Here is an 18,426-nt window from a genome sequence, read left to right as displayed (position 1 = left end):
CGCGCACCAAGGGGCATGGATTGCCGCGCTACGCTCGCAATGACGGGGACGTCAGCCCGCCTCCACAAACGCCACGATCATGCGGGCCATTTGCAAGCCGTCATGGCCCAGGGTCAGGCTGTCGCGGCTGGTGGTGTAGTGTTCCTCGCCCAGCGGGCCACGGCGCTTGTCGAGCAGGTAGGCGCTGTAGTCCTCCACAAACTCGGGGTGCGGTTGCACGCAAAACACGTCGCTGCCCACGGCAAAGGCGGCCACCGGACAAAACTCACTGCTGGCCAACAAGGTGGCGCCCGGGGGGAGTTCAAACACCTGGTCCTGGTGGCTGGCCAGCAAGGCGATTTCCGTGCGGCCCTGCGCCTGTGACAGCTCAGGCGCGTGCCATTGGTAACGCATGCGCCCGGTACCCCAGCCTTGCGGCGCCCGCCCGACTTGCGCCCCCAGGCACAGGGCAATCAGCTGATGGCCAAAGCACACGCCCACCAGCTTCTTCTTGGCGTACAGCAGTTGTTCCACGCGCTGGCGCAGTTCAAGCACCCACGGTTCCTGCGAGAACGCGTCAGCCCGGCTGCCGGTGAGCAGCACGGCGTCGTAGTCGTCAAAGGATGCTGGGTAGTGGCCCTGCGTGGTGTTGAAGAGATCGAAGGACCAGTCGGCCCCGGCATCGCCCAGCAGGCGCACAAACATGGCGCCGTAGCTGGCGTAGGTCGGTGCGACCTCGGGGTCGAGCACATCGTTGTCAAGCACGCACAATTTCATGGTCTGAGCTTAGTGTTTATGTTTATGCGTGTGGTCATGCGGGTTTTTGTGAGCATGATCCTGGAGGTGACTGCGTGTTTCAGGCTTTGCTTTCTTCCCCAACCGCGACTCGGTGCCTTTGGCCAGCCGGCCGATGTTCTCGGCATGGCGATAGATCAGCAGCAGGGACATGATGGACAGCGACAGCAGCACGCCCTTGTTCAGGTACCAGGCACCGCCATCGCCCAGAATGTAGAAGACCGGCGCCAGCACCGCCGCCGTCAAGGAAGCCAGCGACGAGAAGCGGAAAAAGTAAGCCATGACGAGCCAGGTGACGCCGACGGCCAGGCCCAGAATCCAGCTGACACCCACCAGCACACCCAAGGCAGTGGCCACGCCCTTGCCGCCCACAAATTTAAAAAACACCGGGTAGAGATGGCCCACGAAGGCCGCCAGCCCGACCATGGCCATCGTGCCGTCCTCCAGGCCGTAAGGCTTGCCGAACCACCTCACCAGCATCACCGGCAACCAGCCCTTGGCGGCATCGAGCAGCAGCGTGGCGATGGCCGCGCCCTTGCTGCCGGAACGCAGCACATTGGTCGCACCCGGGTTTTTGCTGCCAAAAGTGCGCGGGTCGTTCAGGCCCATGACGCGGCTGACGATCACCGCAAACGACAAAGAGCCGATGAGGTAGCCCGCCAGAACGGCCACCAGGGGAAGGAAAGATTGCATTGATACCAAAAAGCTTCTCCAGCTATTGCGCCCGGTGACCGGGGGCATGAAGCGCGTATTTTGCCAGCCCGCTACGGGTGACCGATAGCGGATCAATCAAGCAGCGCGCAGTGCACCGGTTTGGCGGCGAGCAAGGAGATGCAAACTTGTGGATCAATGCCCACCAGGTAGCCGCGCCGTCCACCGTTGATGAGGATTTTGGGCAACTCCAGAATCGACGCTTCGATATAGATGGGCATGCTCTTGCGTGTGCCAAACGGCGAGGTGCCGCCCACCAGATAACCGCTGTGCCGGTTCGCCACCTCGGGCTGGCACGGCTCCACCGACTTGGCGCCGATCTGGCGCGCCAGGTTCTTGGTGGAGACCTTGCGGTTGCCATGCATCAGCACCACCAGCGGCTTGGCGTCCTGGTCCTGCATGATGAGCGTCTTGACCACGCTGAAAGGGTCCCAGCCCAGCACCTCGGCACTGTGCAACGCGCCCCCGTGCTCCAGGTACTCGTAGGAGTGCTCGGTAAATACAACCTTTTGCTGTTTGAGCAACTGGGTGGCGGGGGTTTCGCTAACGTGTTTAGCCATACCGACAAGGCGTCAGCTCACAGCGCTGGGTCGCGCATGTCCCAGCGAATGGCGTCGATTGCCGCCAGCGCTTCAGGCGCCAGCGTGGTGCCCCAGGCGTCCAGATTTTCGTCAAGTTGCGCCACCGAAGTAACGCCGATGATGGTGCTGGCGACCTGCCATTTGGTGTAGCAAAAGGCCAGCGCCAGCTGGACCGGCGTCAGGCCGTGTTCGCGCGCCAGGGCGTTGTAGCGGCGTGCGGCCACCAGCGCCTCGGGGCGGCCCCAGCGCTGCTTGCGCACCGATTCATAGCGCGCAATGCGGGCTTCCTGCGGGGCCTCGGGCCCCTCGATACCCGAGGCGTCGTATTTGCCGGTCAGCAAACCAAAACCCAGCGGCGAATAGGCCAGCAAGGATACGCCCAGGCGATGGCAGGTTTCGTCCAGCCCATTCTCAAAAGTGCGGTTGACGAGGCAGTAGGGGTTCTGGATGCTGGCCACGCGGGGCAGGCCATATTGCTCGGCCACGCGCACGAACTCGTGCACGCCATAAGGCGTCTCATTAGACAGGCCGATGGCGCGCACCTTGCCGGACTTGACCAGCCGCGCCAGGGCTTCGAGCTGCACCTGGATCGAGCTCACCGGCTTGTCCTTGGCTGGGTCGAAATAGACCATGCCGAAGGCCGGCACATGGCGCGCCGGCCAGTGAATCTGGTAGAGGTCAATCGCCTCGGTCTGCAGGCGCTTGAGGCTGTCCTCACAGGCCGTCACGATGTCGTCGTCGGTCAGATCCGGGCTGCCCTTGCGCACCCAGGGCATGCCACGGGCGGGACCTGCCACCTTGGTGGCCAGTACCAGTTTCTGGCGTGCGCCGGGGTTTTTGGCAAACCAGTTGCCGATGATGGTTTCAGTCGCGCCAAAGGTCTCGGCCTTGGCGGGCACGGAATACATTTCGGCCGTGTCCAGAAAGTTGACGCCGCGCTCCAACGAGCGGTCCAGAATGGCGTGGGCCGTGGCCTCGTTCACCTGTTCACCAAAAGTCATGGTGCCCAGGCATATGGGGGTAACGTGCAGATCGCTCTGGCCGAGCTGGATGGTTTTCATATTGTTGGTTCGTGATGAGATAAAAACAGACGCGGCCCGGTGAACGGGCCTGCGCGACAAAAAGTTGAATAAGTTTACGGTTTCTCGGGCAAGGCTGCCACGGCGAGGGCTTGTGCCGCCCTCGCCTCTTCCTGCAGGCGCAGCACGCGGCGCTGCACCTTGCCGGTGGTGGTCATGGGCAGGGCGTCGACAAACTCGATCTCTTTCGGGTATTCATAGGGCGCCAGCTTGCCTTTGACGTGGGCCTGCAGCTCGGCCACCAAATTTATATCAAATTGGCCTCCAGCCCCCGAGTCATAAGCGCGAGAAGCTACAAAATCAGGAGCAAGAACAACATAGGCCTTGACCAGTGCGCCGCGCTCCTTGTCCGGCTTGGGCACGACAGCGGCGTTGGCCACGGCCGGGTGCTTGACCAGGCAGTTCTCGATTTCGCCGGGGCCGATACGATAACCGGCGGCCTTGAACACATCGTCGGCACGGCCCTGGTACCAGAGATAACCGTCGGCGTCGCGCGTGGCCAGGTCGCCGGTGCGGCACCAGTCGCCGGTGAATTTGGCCTGCGTGGCGGCCTCGTTCTTCCAGTAGCCGAGAAAGAAAATCGGGTCGGGGTGGCCATGCACATCAAAGCGGTTCAGCGCCACATCGCCGGCCACGCCCACCGGGCATTCTTTGCCGTCATCGTCAATCACCGCCACGCGATGGCCCGGATACCCTTTGCCCATGCTGCCGGGCTTCGGGGGCCATTGGACGGAGCAATTGCCAACGATGTAGTTGATCTCGGTCTGGCCGAACATCTCATTAACGGTGACACCGAGTTGGGCCTGGCAGTAGTCAAACACGGCATCGCCCACCGCCTCGCCCGCGCTCATGATGGCTTGCAGCTTCAAATTGAACTGCTGGCGCACCGTGGCGGCGGCGGTGCCGGCGGTTCCGGGGTAGGCCTTCATCATCGCTTTGAGCGCCGTGGGAAACAAAAACGTGTGCGTCACACCGAACTGGCCCATCAGCTCCAGCGCGGTTTGCGGGCTGAAGCGGCCGTTGTAGGCGACGATGGGGCGGCCAAAATAAAGCGTGGGCAGGAGCGCATCCATCAGGCCGCCGGTCCAGGCCCAGTCGGCCGGCGACCAGAACACGGCCTCGGTCGCGGTATTCTCCTGCCCATCAAAACCAAACCAGTTCTGGCTGCAGACAAAACCCGTGAGGTTGCCGATCAGCGCCCGGTGCGGGATCAGCGCACCCTTGGGGTTGCCGGTGGTGCCGCTGGTATAGATCAGCACGGCGGCCTCGTCGGCATCGGTCACGGCAGGGGTGAACTCGGGCGTCACCCGGGCCAGCGCATCGGCATAGTCCACGTCGGCCTGCGCCGCGGCCGCGCCCACGCCCAGCACGCAACGCAGCAGCGGACAGTTTTCGCGGATCTCCGCCACGCTGGCGATCGAGCTTTCGTCGCAGATCGCCAGCACCGCCTCGCTGTCATGCAGCCGGTATTCGAGTGCGTCCGGGCCAAACAGCATGGACAGCGGCATCGCCACCGCGCCCATCTGCAGCACGGCCATATAGGCCACGGCGGTCTCAAAACGCTGCGGCATCACGATGGCGACGCGGTCGCCCCGCTCGACGCCCAGCACCGCCAGCACATGGGACAGGCGGTTGGCCTGCTGCTGCAGCTCGGAATAGGTGTGAAATGTGGCTCTAGCCCCCGTATCCATTGCGTGAATAGCTACTCTTTTTGCAGCATCCGGCAAAGCGGCCCAGCGCGCGCAGCAGACCTGGGCGATGTTGAATTTCTCCGGCACCAGCCACTCAAAACGGCCATGCAGCCGGGAATAGTTGTCTCTGTATTGACTGACAGCCACGCAGTGTCTCCTTATGATCATGCAAATGTACCAAGCCCAACGAATTTCCCGCAGCGAGTTTGTCCCTATCCGCGGCCTGCAGTACCACGTCCGGGTGTGGGGCGAACCCTCGCCCGATAAGACCCCGCTGGTGCTGCTGCACGGCTGGATGGACGTGGCCGCCAGCTACCAGTTTGTGGTGGACGCCCTCAGCCAGAACCATTACGTGATGGCGCCCGACTGGCGCGGTTACGGCCAGACGCCGTCCGGAGGCGCCGACAACTTCTGGTTCCCCGACTACCTGGCCGATCTGGACTTTTTGCTGGACCACTACGCCCCTGGCGCCCAGGTCAATCTGGTGGGCCACAGCATGGGCGGCAACGTGGCGATGCTGTACGCCGGGGTGCGCCCCGAGCGCATCCGCCGCCTGGTCAACCTGGAGGGCTTCGGCATGCCGGCCACCACCCCCGACGAGGCACCGCGCCGCTTCGCCCGATGGATGGACGAACTCAAAAAACTGCACCGGGGCGAGATGGACCTCAAGTCCTACGACGCGGCGGCTGGCGTGGCGCGCCGCCTGATGCGGACCAATCCGCGCCTGACGTCCGACAAGGCGAACTGGCTGGCGCGGCACTGGGCACAGGAAAACGCCGAGGGCAGGTGGCACATCCTGGGCGACCCCTCGCACAAGATCACCAACGCCCAGCTGTACCGGGTGGACGAGCTGCTGGAAATCTACCGGCGCATCAGCATGCCGCTACTGTCGGTGGAGGCATCCAGCGACAGCCTGAGTTTGTGGTGGAAAGGAAAGTTCACGCTGGCGCAGTTCCACGAGCGTCTCAAGAATGTGCCCCAAGTCGAAATCGCCCGCGTTGAGAACGCCGGCCACATGCTGCACCACGACCAGCCGGAAATCGTGGCCGGTCTGATCGAGCGCTTCATCGCCTGAGTAAAGCCGTTCTGCGCCGGTCTTGCCAAGCCCTGAGGCGAACGACACGCTAGGCCACTTTGGACCACATAGGCGTCAGGGTTGTGATTTGAGGAGGACCTGCCAGCAATGGCTCTACGTCTTTCAGATACGCGGCGTAGCTGCTCGTTTTCAGGAAGTCTTGGGACGCTTCAACGCTCGAATACTGCTGGAATGCGCAAATTGAATCCGGGTCGGTATTGTCAAAGCAGTAGAAGTACGCGGTATGGCCTGGGTTGGACGCAATGGCTGGTGCCATGTGCTTCTCCCAAATTCTTTGAACTTCCTCGCGTTTGCCAGGCTGCGTCTTGTGCTTGATGATGAGTGCAAGTGCGGTCATTGTGATCCTTTCAGCGATCGAGGCGACGTTTGAGCGGCTCAAGGCCATGGGTGCCAAAGATTATGATCTGGTGACCAGTCGCAGCCCTGGTGGCTAACCAGCAAGACCCGGCAGTACGCGGTCATCCTGAAACTCGTTACCGCTCGCAACGCCACCAACCGTGTCTCACAGCTTCACAAAGCATGACCGCGCTCAATGCCAACAACGGATAGATGGTTTGGGGCATGAGTCCTGCGGTTAACCGCGTCGAGACCTTCAGATTTCCGATATTCATGTTTCTCTCCCTTATTTGCAAAAATAAGCGTGTGACAGGCGCTTCGCAACAAATTTTGATGAGTAATGCGGCCAGCGTCCATCTCCCAAATGGGGGATAAGAGCGCCAAAGCCCAACAAAAGCGGCCGCTGGCTGGGTTAGCGGGGCAGGCATGAGAAAATGGCGGACTAGCCAATCGGCCACCACACACAAGGAATTTCTCATGGAAGCAGAACGCATCAACCTCATCGGCACCCTCCTCTCCGATCTGAGCGCCCGCACGCTCGATTTACGGGGGTATCTTTGACTACCCTGCCAAAGCTGAACGCCTGAGAACCGTCAACGCCTCTCTCGAAGATCCCACGGTCTGGAATGACCCCAAACGCGCCCAGGAACTGGGCCGCGAGAAAAAAGCGCTGGACGGCGTCGTGCTCACGCTCGACAACCTGACCACGGAGCTGGCCGACAACACCGAGTTGTTCGAGATGAGCAAGGAAGAAGGCGACGAAGACGGTCTCATGACCATCGAAGCCGAGACTGCCAAGCTGAGCGAAATCATCCAGGGCCTGGAGTTCCGCCGCATGTTCAACAACCCGGCCGACCCGATGAATGCCTTTGTCGACATTCAGGCCGGCGCTGGGGGCACCGAAGCCTGCGACTGGGCCAGCATGCTGTTGCGCCAGTACGTGCGCTATGCCGAGCGCAAGGGCTTTGCCGTCACGATTGAAGACGAAACCGCCGGCGACACCGCCGGCATCAAGGGCGCCACCATCAAGGTGGAAGGCGAATACGCCTTCGGCCTGCTGCGGACTGAGACCGGTGTGCACCGGCTGGTACGCAAGTCGCCGTTTGACTCGTCGGGCGGGCGCCACACCTCGTTTGCTTCGGTGTTTGTCTACCCCGAAGTGGATGATTCCATCGTTATCGACATCAACCCCAGCGACGTGCGCACCGACACCTTCCGTGCCAGCGGCGCGGGCGGTCAGCACATCAACAAAACCGACTCGGCCGTGCGTTTGACCCACTTGCCGACCGGCATCGTGGTGCAGTGCCAGGACGGGCGCAGCCAGCACGGCAACCGCGATGTGGCCTGGAAGCGCCTGCGTTCACGCCTGTACGACTTCGAGATGCGCAAGCAGCAGGAAGAGCAGCAAAAGCTGGAAGACTCCAAGACCGACGTCGGCTGGGGGCACCAGATCCGCTCCTACGTGCTGGACAACAGCCGCATCAAGGACTTGCGCACCAACTACGAAACCTCGGCCACCCAGAAGGTGCTGGACGGCGATCTGGACCAGTTCATTGAAGCATCGCTAAAGCAGGGCGTGTGATGGAAGTCCAGGCCCTGATTTTCGACATGGACGGCACCATGATCGACTCGATGCCCTACCACGCCCAAAGCTGGCTCACGTTCGCGCAGCAACATGGTCTGACGATTGATCTGGATGACCTGATGCGCCGCACCACCGGGCGCACCGGGGCCGAGTGCATGCGCGAGCTGTTTCAGCGCGACATCGCCGAGGCCGAGGCCTGGGACTTGATTCATCAAAAAGAGACGCTGTACCGGGCCATGTTTGCGCCCGTCTTCGCCGAAGTTGCCGGCTTCAAAGTGTTCTCGCAGCAGGCACTCGGACGCGGCTTGAAGGTGGGAGTGGGCACAGCGGGCGACAAACACAATATTGCGTTCGCCTTCTCGCATCTGCAAATGCAAACCGCGCCCCACACCGTGGTCGGTGGCGACGAAGGCTTGCCCGGCAAGCCCGAGCCCGCTATTTTTCTGGAAGCAGCCAAGCGAATGAATACGAGGGCTGAGGCCTGTATTGTTTTTGAAGATGCACCTTTTGGCATTGAGGCGGCGCGCCGTGCAGGCATGCGCGCGGTGGCCGTGTGCACCACGCACACTCCGGCGCAGCTCGCCGGCCCTCACGTCGTCGCCAGCGTACGCGACTACAACGAACTAATAAACTCAAAATTTCTGGAGAACCTGCATGTTGCAACTTCGTGATGCCGAAGGCCCCACCACGGTAATCCGCCGCGCCGACTACGCCGCGCCTGCGTACTGGATTGACACCGTCAACCTGACCTTCGATCTGGACCCGCTTAAGACCCGCGTGCTCAACAAGATGACACTGCGCCGCAACCCGGACGTGGCCGCGCAGTGCCTCAAGCTCGACGGCGAAGAGCTCAACCTGGCGCGCGTGCTGGTCAATGGCCAGGGCGCATCCTTCAAGATGGAGGGCAAGCAACTGGTGCTGGACAACCTGCCGGCGGACGGCACGTTCGAGCTGGAAATTTTCACCACCTGCGCCCCGGTCAAGAACACGAGTTTGACCGGTTTGTACGTCAGCAACGATTCCTTCTTTACGCAATGCGAGGCCGAGGGCTTTCGCCGTATCACCTACTTCCTGGACCGCCCCGATGTAATGGCCAGCTACACCGTGACGCTGCGCGCCGACAAACGCAAGTACCCGGTGCTGCTGAGCAACGGCAACCTGGTCGCCTCAGGCGCGCTGGCCGGTGTCGGCAACGAAGGCCGCCATTTTGCGACCTGGGTAGACCCGCACAAGAAGCCGTCCTACCTTTTCGCGCTGGTGGCCGGGCAGCTGGTGTGCCGCGAGCAGCGCATCACTTCGCGCGGCGGCAAAGACCATTTGCTACAGGTCTATGTGCGCCCCGGCGACATGGACAAAACCGAACACGCCATGAACTCGCTGATGGCCTCGGTGGTGTGGGACGAAGCCCGCTTCGGCCTGCCCCTCGATCTGGAGCGCTTCATGATTGTGGCGACCAGCGACTTCAACATGGGCGCCATGGAGAACAAGGGCCTCAACATCTTCAACACCAAATACGTGCTGGCGAATCAGGCCACGGCTACCGATGCGGACTATTCCAATATCGAAAGCGTGGTCGGCCACGAGTATTTTCACAACTGGACCGGCAACCGCATCACCTGCCGCGACTGGTTTCAGCTCTCCCTGAAAGAAGGCCTGACGGTCTTCCGTGACCAGGAATTCAGCATGGACTTGTGCGCTGACGCCTCCGCCCGCGCCGTCAAGCGCATCGAAGACGTGCGCGTGCTGCGCACCGCCCAGTTCCCCGAAGATGCCGGCCCGATGGCGCACCCGGTGCGGCCCGACAGCTACATCGAGATCAACAACTTCTATACGGTCACCATCTACGAAAAAGGCGCCGAAGTCGTGCGCATGATGCAGACCCTGGTGGCCAGTTCAAACGACCCCATGGGTCGGGAAGGCTTTGCCAAGGGCATGACTTTGTACTTTGCACGCCACGATGGCCAGGCCGTGACCTGCGACGATTTCGCGCAAGCCATTGCCGACGCCAACCCGGACTCGGCGCTGGCGCGCCTGCTACCGCAATTCAAGCGCTGGTACAGCCAGGCCGGCACGCCGCGCCTGCAGGCCACGGGTCACTACGACGCGGCGGCACGCAGCTACACACTGAACTTCAGCCAAAGCTGCGCCGCCACGCCCGGCCAGTCCGACAAGGAACCCTTTGTGATTCCGGTGAACCTGGGTCTGGTGAGCGCCAGCGGTGCCGCCCTGCTCATGCAGGTGCAAGACAGCGCGGCCCCGTCCGGCGACAGCCACCTGTTTGTGATGACGCAGGCCAGCGAATCCATCACCTTCGTCAACATCGACGAAGAACCCGTGCCCTCCATCCTGCGCGGCTTCACCGCGCCGGTGCTGCTGGACTTTGACTACAGCGACACCCAACTTCTGACCCTGCTGGCCAACGACCCGGACCCGTTCAACCGCTGGGAAGCCGGGCAACGGCTGGCGCTGCGCAGCGCTATTCATTCAATAGCTGCCTCCGCAGATACCACGGGGGCTACAGGCTTAAATGATGCCTATATCGAAGCCATGCGCAGCGTGCTGCGTCATCCGACCCTGGATGCAGCTTTCAAGGAACTGGTGCTCACCCTGCCCTCCGAGACCTACATCGCCGAGCAGCTCGACGTGGTGGACCCGCAGCGCATCCACGCCGTGCGCGAAGCCATGCGCGCCCAGCTGGCCACGGCCCTGGCCGAGGACTGGCAGTGGGCGTTTGAGGCGCACAAAGACAACGGCGCCTACCGGCCCGATGCCCTGTCCGCCGGCCGCCGTGCCCTGGCCGGCATGGCGCTGAGTCAGCTGTGCCTGGCGGCGCGTGACAACGCCGACAGCGTGTGGCCGGGCAAGACCTACCAGCGCTTCAAGGACGCTGGCAACATGACCGACCGCGCCAACGCGCTGTCGGCCTTGCTGAGCGGCGGCCACGCGCTCGCCACCCCGGCACTGGCACGCTTTCACAGCCAGTTCAAGAATGAAGAACTGGTGCTCGACAAATGGTTTGCCATGCAGGCCGGCGCTTGCGACCGCGGCGGCCAGGTGCTGCCGGCCGTGCGCCAGTTGATGGCCCACCCCGACTTCCAGTTGCGCAACCCGAACCGGGCGCGCAGCGTCATCTTCAGCTACTGCAACGCCAACCCCGGCGCCTTCCACCGCACCGATGGCGCGGGCTACCAGTTCTGGAGCGAACGCGTGATCGAGCTCGACAGCATCAACCCGCAAGTGGCCGCGCGACTGGCACGCGCCCTGGACCGCTGGAAAAAACTGGCCGAACCCTACCGCAGCGCCGCACGCGACGCCATCGGGCGCGTTGCGGGCAGAAGCGACCTGAGCAATGACGTGCGTGAGGTGATCAGCCGCGCGCTGGCCGACTGAGCCATTAGGACTGCGCCTGTCGAAGCCCTACCGTCACCGCCGCCAAGCGACCCCATTCAGAGCAAACAGCAAAGGAAAACATTGATGACTCAGAAAATTTCTCTCACCCGCTACCTGGTGGAACAGCAGCGCATGGACGGCCATATTCCGTCGCAGTTGCGCCTGCTGCTGGAAGTCGTGGCCCGCGCCTGCAAGAGCATCAGCCAGGCCGTCAACAAGGGGGCCTTGGGCGAGGTGATGGGCAGCGCACACAGTGAAAACATCCAGGGCGAGATGCAGAAAAAGCTCGACATCATCGCCAACGAAGTGCTGATCGAGGCCAACGAATGGGGCGGTCACCTGGCGGCCATGGCCAGCGAGGAAATGGAGGGTATCTACGTGGTGCCGAATCGCTACCCGCAGGGCGAATACCTGCTGCTGTTTGATCCCCTGGATGGCTCCAGCAACATCGAAGTCAATGTCAGCATCGGCACCATCTTCAGCGTGCTGCTCAAGCCTGAAGGCGCCGGTGTTTCCGAGCAGGACTTCTTGCAATCTGGCGCCAAGCAAGTGGCCGCCGGTTACTGCGTGTACGGGCCACAAACCACACTCGTGCTGACCGTGGGCGACGGCGTGGCCATGTTCACGCTCGACCGCGAGCAGGGCTCCTTCATCCTGACTGAAGAAAACGTGATGATTCCTGAAGACACCCAGGAATTTGCCATCAACATGAGCAATATGCGCCACTGGGACGCCCCGGTGAAGCGCTACATCGACGAATGCCTGGAAGGCAAAGCCGGCCCGCGCGGCAAGGACTTCAACATGCGCTGGGTGGCCAGCATGGTGGCCGACGTGCACCGCATCCTCACGCGCGGCGGCGTCTTCCTGTACCCCTGGGACAAACGCGAGCCCGAGAAGCCCGGCAAGCTGCGCCTGATGTACGAAGCCAACCCCATGAGCTGGCTCATCGAGCAAGCCGGCGGCGCCGCCACCAACGGCAAGCAACGCATTCTGGACATCGAGCCGACCAAACTGCACGAGCGCGTGAGCGTGATGCTGGGCTCCAAAAACGAAGTGGACCGCGCCACTCGCTACCACGGCGAAGCGGCCTAAAGAGCCGGCTATAATTCGACGCTTAGCCGGTGTAGCTCAGTCGGTAGAGCAGCTCATTCGTAATGAGAAGGTCGGGTGTTCGATTCATCTCTCCGGCACCAAATGCAAAAGCCCCTTGCTGTCATGGTTAGGGGCTTTTCCACGTGGCTAACGCGTAACCAATGACTCATCATGGGCCATGGATGACTATTCCTTCAAGATCGATTGCGTGAAAGCAAACGGCGACCAAGTGCAGGTGGTGACACAGCGGCGGGACGCACTTGTGCGTCCGCGTTGACTGATCAGTTAAGAATCAGCATCCGTAACGCCCAGCGACTTGGTCAAGGCTTCCATGACCGCGAAATATGCTCGCTGAATCTCCGAAATGGAGGCCACCTCCGATTTCGCGGTGAATATTGACGACCAAGCATCCGACCACTCGTAGGAACAGTGTACGGTTCGATCCCCTTTCGGCCCGCGTACCGCCGAGCATATTTTTGCATCTTCCCCTGCGCCCTGATAGGTTTCAAAGAGCACGTGCATAAACTCTTCATACCTTTCGAACACGTCACTGGCAAAGAGGTGCCGGTAGATGTGCATGCATTGTCCGACTCTCGTTTTATTCTCAAGATATCTGCGGGCGAAATGTCCTTCCAGTGACCAACCCAGGTATAGAAGCAAAAGAGTCGATTCAGTTGTGGGGCTATAGACTCGTAAAGTGCGATTCGCTTCTCAATGAGTTTCTGGTTCGACCACTGCAACAGATCCAAGCGCTTCAAGCGCCTGCTGATGAACCATCCAAAGCCGGCGACCAGTAAAGGTGTAAGCAAGCTGGCAACCAGTTTCGTCACTTCGATGGAATTCCACTGATCACTCATTCGATGTTTCTCGGTCCATTTCGACCTTCCGTTAGTTTGATAAATCACAGGAAAAACCCCGCAAGTCTGTATAAACGAGTCTAGCCGACTGGCCGCGAATTGCAGACTTTCAGGCACGACGTGCGCACAGCGCTCTACCGTGGACTAGGTTTTCCAGCCACCCACGGGTGCAGTTAGTGCGTGGGAATTCCGGCCTCCCAATGCCATGTGGCGAAGGTGTGCCGCAGCTCATGCCAGCGAAAGCCCTCAATACCAGCCCAATGCAGGGCGTTGCGCCATGCCTTCGTATTCACCTGCACAACCGGCTTGCACCTACCGGCCCCGTCTGTTTTGAACTGATAGCCGCGCCAGGGCTTCGCGTTATTTCATGCGGCCATCGGTTCCGATGCAGTCATGCGCTTGACGCGCTTATGCCGCAAGGTCTTTGGCTTGGATACCTAGCAGTGAGGCTCATGCCGGCAGTCGCGGCCATGTCAATCAGGGTGTCGAGAGAAAACAGGTTTATCTTGCCGCGCGTCAGGTCCGAAATGCGGGGTTGCGTTACTCCAAACAGGGCAGCAGCCTCGCTCTGGAGCATGCCACGTTCACGGATGATTTCGCTCAGGCTCATCATCAATTCAGAACGTGCACGCGTACTGCCCGCCTGTTGCGGGGTGTCTTCCAGCGCATCCCAAACGCTGGTGAATCGTTGCTTGTATGTCATTGAGTTTTTTCACTTGTTGCGAAGTTATGAAGCTGCCACACGCAGTGCACTTGGCGGGGCCGTGGTATCAAACACAATCCCGGCCTGTTCCAAAAATTTCACTTCAATCAACGTACGGTATGGCCTCAACGCATCCACACTGCGCGAGCGGTAATTAGCGCAACATGGACTCGTCCAATTCGTGCGTCCGCGTGCGGCTGGTTTCCTCCAGAAATTCGGCGGCAGCTTCTGTCAAGGGTTGACGCGGTGTTCAACCACCTACCAGCCCCGTATTTTTTGCCGTGTGAATCGCGTCAAGGCTTCGCCTTATTTCATGCGTGTGTCTGCACCCAGCTTTTCAAAGCGTCATTGATACGGGTTTGCCAACCTTCGCCCGTTGCTCTGAATTTATCCACCACGTCCACATCCAGGCGTAGCGTTACTTGTGTCTTGGTACCACTGCCAAGCGGGCGGCCACGGCGCACCAGTGGCTTGACTTGCGCCCATTCGGCATCCGTGAACGGCACAGCGTCCGGGTCAGACATTGCGGCGGCAGTGATTGCAGCATCCTCCGCAGGCGTCGGCAAGATGAGCACGCGCCCGCTGCGGGTCTTAGTCGTTGTTTGCATATCGTTTCACCTCTCGGATATTGGCTTTTCTCAAACTGATAATGCGGCGTTCAGTCGGCTGCTCTGGCGGGCGGTCGACAAACACGACGCAAAATAGTCTGTCATTGATAGGAACCAAGCCAACCATGCGGGCCTCGTTATAGTCCCGGCGCTCGTCAGGCCACACTAAAGCAGCCTCCCATTCAAAATCAGCAGCATCCAGCAAGGAAAAGCCATGCTTTGCCAGATTCGCTGCATCTTTGGCCGGGTCGAACGTCACATTCATGATTTATTGTAGTTACGATTATTAAGAATGCAAGGCTTATTTGTAGTTACGATATTTCATACTCGTCACACCCGCTCCAGAATGACGGCAATGCCCTGTCCCACGCCAATGCACATGGTGCACAGGGCGTAGCGCCCGCCAGTGGCGTGCAAGCGGTTGATGGCCGTGGTGGCCAGCCGGGCGCCGGAGGCCCCCAGTGGATGGCCCAGCGCAATCGCGCCGCCCCAGGCGTTGACGCGCGGGTCGTCGTCCCGCAGGCCGAGCATGCGCAGCACCGCCAAGCCCTGCGCCGCAAAAGCTTCGTTGAGTTCGATCACGTCCATTTGGTCAATTGTCAGGCCGGTGAGCGCCAGCACCTTTTGCGTTGCGGGTGCCGGGCCGATGCCCATGATGCGCGGGGCCACGCCGGCCGTGGCCATGCCGACCACGCGGGCTCTTGGCGTCAGGCCATTTTTGGCGGCGGTGGCCTCATCGGCCAGCAGCAAGGCGCAGGCGCCGTCGTTGACGCCGCTGGCATTGCCGGCGGTCACCGTGCCGTCAGGGCGCACGATGGGCTTGAGCTTGGCCAGCACGTCCAGGCTGGTGGCGCGCGGATGTTCGTCTTGGTCCACGATCAGGGCTTCGCCCTTTTTCTGCGCGATGCTCACCGCTGTGATTTCGCGCGCCAGGTGGCCGGCCTTTTGCGCTGCAACTGCGCGCGACTGGCTGTTGAATGCCATCAAGTCTTGCGCTTCGCGTTCAATCTTGAACTCGGTCGCCACGTTCTCCGCCGTCTCTGGCATGCTGTCCACGCCGTACTGGGCCTTCATCAACTTGTTGACGAAACGCCAGCCGATGGTGGTGTCATAGACCGCATTGGCGCGGCTGAAAGCGCTCTCGGCTTTGGGCATGACAAAGGGCGCGCGGCTCATGCTCTCGACGCCGCCGGCGATCATCAAGGTCGCCTCACCCGCCTTGATGGCGCGCGCCGCCGTGCCCAGGGTATCCAGGCCCGAGCCGCACAGGCGGTTGACAGTTGACCCGGGCACCTCCAGCGGCAGCCCCGCCAGCAAGGCGGACATGCGCGCGACATTGCGGTTGTCCTCGCCGGCCTGGTTGGCGCAGCCATAAATCACGTCGGTCACGGCCTGCCAGTCAACGTTCGGGTTGCGCGCCATCAAGGCCCTCAACGGAATGGCGCCAAGGTCGTCGGCCCGTACGCTGCTCAGGGCGCCACCGTAGCGGCCGAAGGGGGTGCGAATGGCGTCGCAGATAAAAGCTTGGTTCATAAGGTCCTCGTTTCGTTGTGAGTATGTGTTGCGTGACTTCAAAGGCCGATCGGCAGGCCCAGCAGCTGTTCCAGTTCGGCGAGTTCCAGCCCGTCCACCTTGTCGATGAGCCTCAACCCTTGTGGTGTGCATGCCAGCGTGGCCAGATCGGAATAGATGCGCTTGACACAAGCGATGCCGGTCAGCGGATAGGTGCAGGCCGACACCACCTTGCTCGCGCCCGCCTTGGTCAGCAGATCCATCATCACCCAGGTCTGTTTGGCGCCCACCGCCAGATCCATCGCGCCGCCCACGGCGGGAATCGCGTCTTTCTCGCCGGTGTGCCAGTTGGCCAGATCGCCGGTGGCCGACACTTGAAAGGCACCCAGCACGCAGATGTCCAGATGGCCGCCGCGCATCATGGCAAAGCTGTCGGCGTGGTGAAAGTAGGAGCCGCCCTTGAGCAGGGTCACCGGCTGCTTGCCGGCGTTGATCAAGTCGTAATCTTCTTCGCCGGCAGCGGGGGCCGGGCCCATGCCCAGAATGCCGTTTTCGCTGTGCAGCAGCACCTCGCGGCTGGCGGGAATGTGATTGGCCACCAGCGTGGGCATGCCGATGCCGAGGTTGACGGTGGCGCCCTCGTGAATGTCCTGCGCAACACGCGCGGCGAGTTGGTCTTTGCTTCGTTTCTGGTAGCTCATGCTCAGGCCGCCTTTTTGAAACCACCGGCCTGCGTGGCCTGGCGTTCGATCTTGACGATCTGGTGGACGAAGATGCCGGGGGTCACGATGTGCTCGGGATTGAGTTCGCCCAATTCTGAAATCTCATGCACCGTGGCCACCGTTTTCTTGCAGGCCATGGCCATTACCGGGCCAAAATTGCGCGCTGCCATGCGGTACGTCAGGTTGCCCCAGCGGTCGCCGCACTCGGCCTTGATGAGGGCCACATCGCCGTAAATTGGGTGCTCCAGCACGTAGTGCTTGCCATTGATTTCGCGCGTTTCCTTGTCCCGCGCCAACTCGGTCCCGTAGCCGGTCGGCGTGAAGAAGGCGCCAATGCCGGCGCCCGCCGCCCGGATGCGCTCGGCCAGATTGCCTTGCGGCACCAGTTCCAGCTCCAGCTGGCCGCTGCGGTACAGCGCGTCGAACACCTGGCTGTCGGCCTGGCGCGGAAAGCTGCAGATGATCTTGCGCACGCGCCCGGCCTTGAGCAGCGCCGCCAGCCCGGCGTCGCCGTTGCCGGCGTTGTTGTTCACCACGGTGAGGTCGGTCGCCCCCTGCGCGATCAGTCCGTCGATAAGCTCATTGGGAATTCCGGCAGTGCCGAAGCCGCCAATCATGACGGTGGCGCCGTCCTTGACGTCGGCCAGCGCGTCGGCCACCGAGGTGGCGATTTTGTTGATCATGCACAGTCTCCAGAGGGTTCGACTTGACGCCAGCGGACTGGCTAAGTGGCAAACATTTGTTCACCTAAAGAACAAATGTTCGTATAATGAATTTTAAACGATTTTAAAAACACCATGCAAACCCTCGCCAACCCGCCCTCGCCCCAACCTGGCGACAGCTATGTGCAGTCCTTCGCGCGCGGGCTGGAGGTGATCCGCTCGTTCAGCGCGCAGGCGCCGCAGCAAACCCTGACCCAGGTGGCCGAGCGCAGCGGCCTGAGTCGTGCCGGCGCACGCCGCATCCTGCTGACGCTGCAAACACTGGGTTATGTGGAAAGCGATGGCAAGCTGTTTCGGCTCACCGCGCGGATTCTGGATCTGGGCTTTGCCTACCTGTCATCCATGCCGATCTGGAACCTGGCCGAGCCGGTGATGGAAGAGTTGGTGGAACTGGTCAAGGAGTCTTGCTCCGCCGCCGTGCTGGACGGCAGCGACATTGTTTACGTGCTGCGCGTGCCAACCCACAAGATCATGCGCAACACCCTGGGGGTGGGTTCGCGCCTGCCGGCCTATTGCACCTCACTGGGCCGGGTGTTGCTGGCCGGTTTGCCGGACGATGAGCTGATGGTGCGCCTGCAAGCGTCTGACCGGCGACCCCTCACCCGCTACACCGTCACCGCACTCGATGCGGTGCTGGCCAAAATCCAGCAAACGCGCCAGCAGGGCTGGTGCCTGGTCGATCAGGAGCTCGAAGAAGGCCTGATTTCGATTGCAGCGCCCATTACCAACCGCGCCGGGCGCACGATTGCGGCCATCAATGTCAGCGGGCAAGCCAATCGTACCAATGCCCAAGAGGCCCAGGACAGCCTACTGCCCGCCTTGCTCGCAAGTGCCCGCCGCATCTCGCGGATGTTGAACTAAAGCCAAGACAAAAAAAAAGTCCAGCGGTTCAGACTGGACTTAAGCCCTTTCGGGCCACGCTTTTGACAGAGGAACAAAGGCGGGGGATTGGAGACCCGTTTGAAAT

18 protein-coding genes, 1 tRNA gene and 1 pseudogene are annotated in these 18,426 nt (G+C 61.4%); 7 read left to right on the top strand and 13 right to left on the bottom strand.

Features of this window, described 5'->3' with window-relative positions:
- Positions 1-51: 51 nt before the first annotated feature.
- From C5P05_RS17175 to C5P05_RS17155, 5 genes are all read right to left on the bottom strand, one after another.
- Entirely contained in the window at positions 52-756 is a 705-nt protein-coding gene (locus tag C5P05_RS17175; RefSeq protein WP_114971061.1) for an amidotransferase, read from the bottom strand.
- Positions 757-765: 9 nt separating this feature from the next.
- Positions 766-1,467: a glycerol-3-phosphate 1-O-acyltransferase PlsY gene (gene plsY, locus C5P05_RS17170; RefSeq protein ID WP_114971060.1), complete on the bottom strand. Its 702-nt coding sequence runs from the start codon at positions 1,465-1,467 to the stop codon at positions 766-768.
- Positions 1,468-1,559: 92 nt separating this feature from the next.
- Positions 1,560-2,045, bottom strand: a complete 486-nt coding sequence (gene ybaK, locus C5P05_RS17165; RefSeq protein WP_114971059.1) for a Cys-tRNA(Pro) deacylase — start codon at positions 2,043-2,045, stop codon at positions 1,560-1,562.
- Between the two features lie 17 nt (positions 2,046-2,062).
- Complete coding sequence (locus tag C5P05_RS17160) at positions 2,063-3,127, bottom strand: aldo/keto reductase (protein WP_114971058.1); 1,065 nt, start codon at positions 3,125-3,127, stop codon at positions 2,063-2,065.
- 74 nt (positions 3,128-3,201) lie between these two features.
- Entirely contained in the window at positions 3,202-5,004 is a 1,803-nt protein-coding gene (locus C5P05_RS17155) for an AMP-binding protein (protein WP_114971057.1), read from the bottom strand.
- Positions 5,005-5,008: 4 nt separating this feature from the next.
- Between C5P05_RS17155 and C5P05_RS17150 the strand changes: the two genes are divergently transcribed.
- The gene (locus C5P05_RS17150; protein ID WP_114971101.1) at positions 5,009-5,911 is read left to right on the top strand and encodes an alpha/beta fold hydrolase; all 903 of its coding nucleotides are present in this window, start codon (positions 5,009-5,011) and stop codon (positions 5,909-5,911) included.
- Between the two features lie 49 nt (positions 5,912-5,960).
- On the opposite strand, the gene C5P05_RS17145 is transcribed toward C5P05_RS17150, so the two are convergent.
- Positions 5,961-6,311, bottom strand: coding sequence for a putative quinol monooxygenase (locus tag C5P05_RS17145; RefSeq protein ID WP_232834545.1), 351 nt, complete (start codon positions 6,309-6,311; stop codon positions 5,961-5,963).
- Between the two features lie 434 nt (positions 6,312-6,745).
- Here C5P05_RS17145 and prfB point away from each other — a divergent pair.
- The 5 genes from prfB (at position 6,746) to C5P05_RS17120 (ending at position 12,436) form a co-directional block, all read left to right on the top strand.
- Positions 6,746-7,850 (top strand): peptide chain release factor 2 gene (prfB, locus tag C5P05_RS17140; protein WP_114971055.1). Its coding sequence is split into 2 segments (ribosomal slippage): positions 6,746-6,826 and positions 6,828-7,850, totalling 1,104 coding nucleotides; the frame shifts between segments, so codons are not numbered across the junction.
- Positions 7,850-8,524 (top strand): HAD family hydrolase, encoded by a 675-nt coding sequence (locus C5P05_RS17135; RefSeq protein WP_114971054.1) that lies wholly within the window; start codon positions 7,850-7,852, stop codon positions 8,522-8,524. Before prfB ends, C5P05_RS17135 begins: the two co-directional genes overlap by 1 nt.
- Positions 8,508-11,243, top strand: a complete 2,736-nt coding sequence (pepN, locus tag C5P05_RS17130; protein WP_114971053.1) for an aminopeptidase N — start codon at positions 8,508-8,510, stop codon at positions 11,241-11,243. The genes C5P05_RS17135 and pepN overlap by 17 nt, the downstream gene beginning before the upstream one ends.
- 84 nt (positions 11,244-11,327) lie before the next feature.
- Positions 11,328-12,335, top strand: coding sequence for a class 1 fructose-bisphosphatase (locus tag C5P05_RS17125; protein WP_114971052.1), 1,008 nt, complete (start codon positions 11,328-11,330; stop codon positions 12,333-12,335).
- A gap of 25 nt (positions 12,336-12,360) precedes the next feature.
- A tRNA-Thr gene (locus tag C5P05_RS17120) sits at positions 12,361-12,436 on the top strand.
- 184 nt (positions 12,437-12,620) lie between these two features.
- Here the strand turns inward: C5P05_RS17120 and C5P05_RS17115 are convergent.
- From C5P05_RS17115 to C5P05_RS17080, 7 genes and pseudogenes are all read right to left on the bottom strand, one after another.
- Positions 12,621-13,192 (bottom strand): annotated as a pseudogene (locus tag C5P05_RS17115) (hypothetical protein).
- Positions 13,193-13,583: 391 nt separating this feature from the next.
- A complete protein-coding gene (locus tag C5P05_RS17105; RefSeq protein WP_114971050.1) occupies positions 13,584-13,895 on the bottom strand; it encodes a helix-turn-helix domain-containing protein in 312 nt (103 codons plus the stop codon).
- Positions 13,896-14,206: 311 nt separating this feature from the next.
- Positions 14,207-14,503 carry a BrnA antitoxin family protein gene (locus C5P05_RS17100; protein WP_114971049.1) on the bottom strand — a complete coding sequence of 99 codons (297 nt, stop codon included), beginning with the start codon at positions 14,501-14,503 and terminating at the stop codon, positions 14,207-14,209.
- Positions 14,487-14,768 carry a BrnT family toxin gene (locus C5P05_RS17095; protein ID WP_114971048.1) on the bottom strand — a complete coding sequence of 94 codons (282 nt, stop codon included), beginning with the start codon at positions 14,766-14,768 and terminating at the stop codon, positions 14,487-14,489. Before C5P05_RS17095 ends, C5P05_RS17100 begins: the two co-directional genes overlap by 17 nt.
- Positions 14,769-14,833: 65 nt before the next feature.
- Positions 14,834-16,036 (bottom strand): 3-oxoadipyl-CoA thiolase, encoded by a 1,203-nt coding sequence (gene pcaF, locus C5P05_RS17090; protein WP_114971047.1) that lies wholly within the window; start codon positions 16,034-16,036, stop codon positions 14,834-14,836.
- 38 nt (positions 16,037-16,074) lie between these two features.
- On the bottom strand, positions 16,075-16,716 hold the full coding sequence (locus tag C5P05_RS17085; protein WP_114971046.1) for a 3-oxoacid CoA-transferase subunit B: 642 nt from the start codon (positions 16,714-16,716) through the stop codon (positions 16,075-16,077).
- A gap of 2 nt (positions 16,717-16,718) precedes the next feature.
- The gene (locus tag C5P05_RS17080; RefSeq protein ID WP_114971045.1) at positions 16,719-17,420 is read right to left on the bottom strand and encodes a 3-oxoacid CoA-transferase subunit A; all 702 of its coding nucleotides are present in this window, start codon (positions 17,418-17,420) and stop codon (positions 16,719-16,721) included.
- A 114-nt stretch (positions 17,421-17,534) separates the two neighbouring features.
- Between C5P05_RS17080 and C5P05_RS17075 the strand changes: the two genes are divergently transcribed.
- Positions 17,535-18,320: an IclR family transcriptional regulator domain-containing protein gene (locus tag C5P05_RS17075; RefSeq protein ID WP_114971044.1), complete on the top strand. Its 786-nt coding sequence runs from the start codon at positions 17,535-17,537 to the stop codon at positions 18,318-18,320.
- The last annotated feature ends 106 nt before the right edge of the window (positions 18,321-18,426 follow it).

The organism is Rhodoferax ferrireducens (assembly GCF_003347515.1).
Taxonomy (GTDB): Bacteria; Pseudomonadota; Gammaproteobacteria; order Burkholderiales; family Burkholderiaceae_C; genus Rhodoferax.
This window is presented reverse-complemented; position numbering and strand designations above follow the sequence as displayed.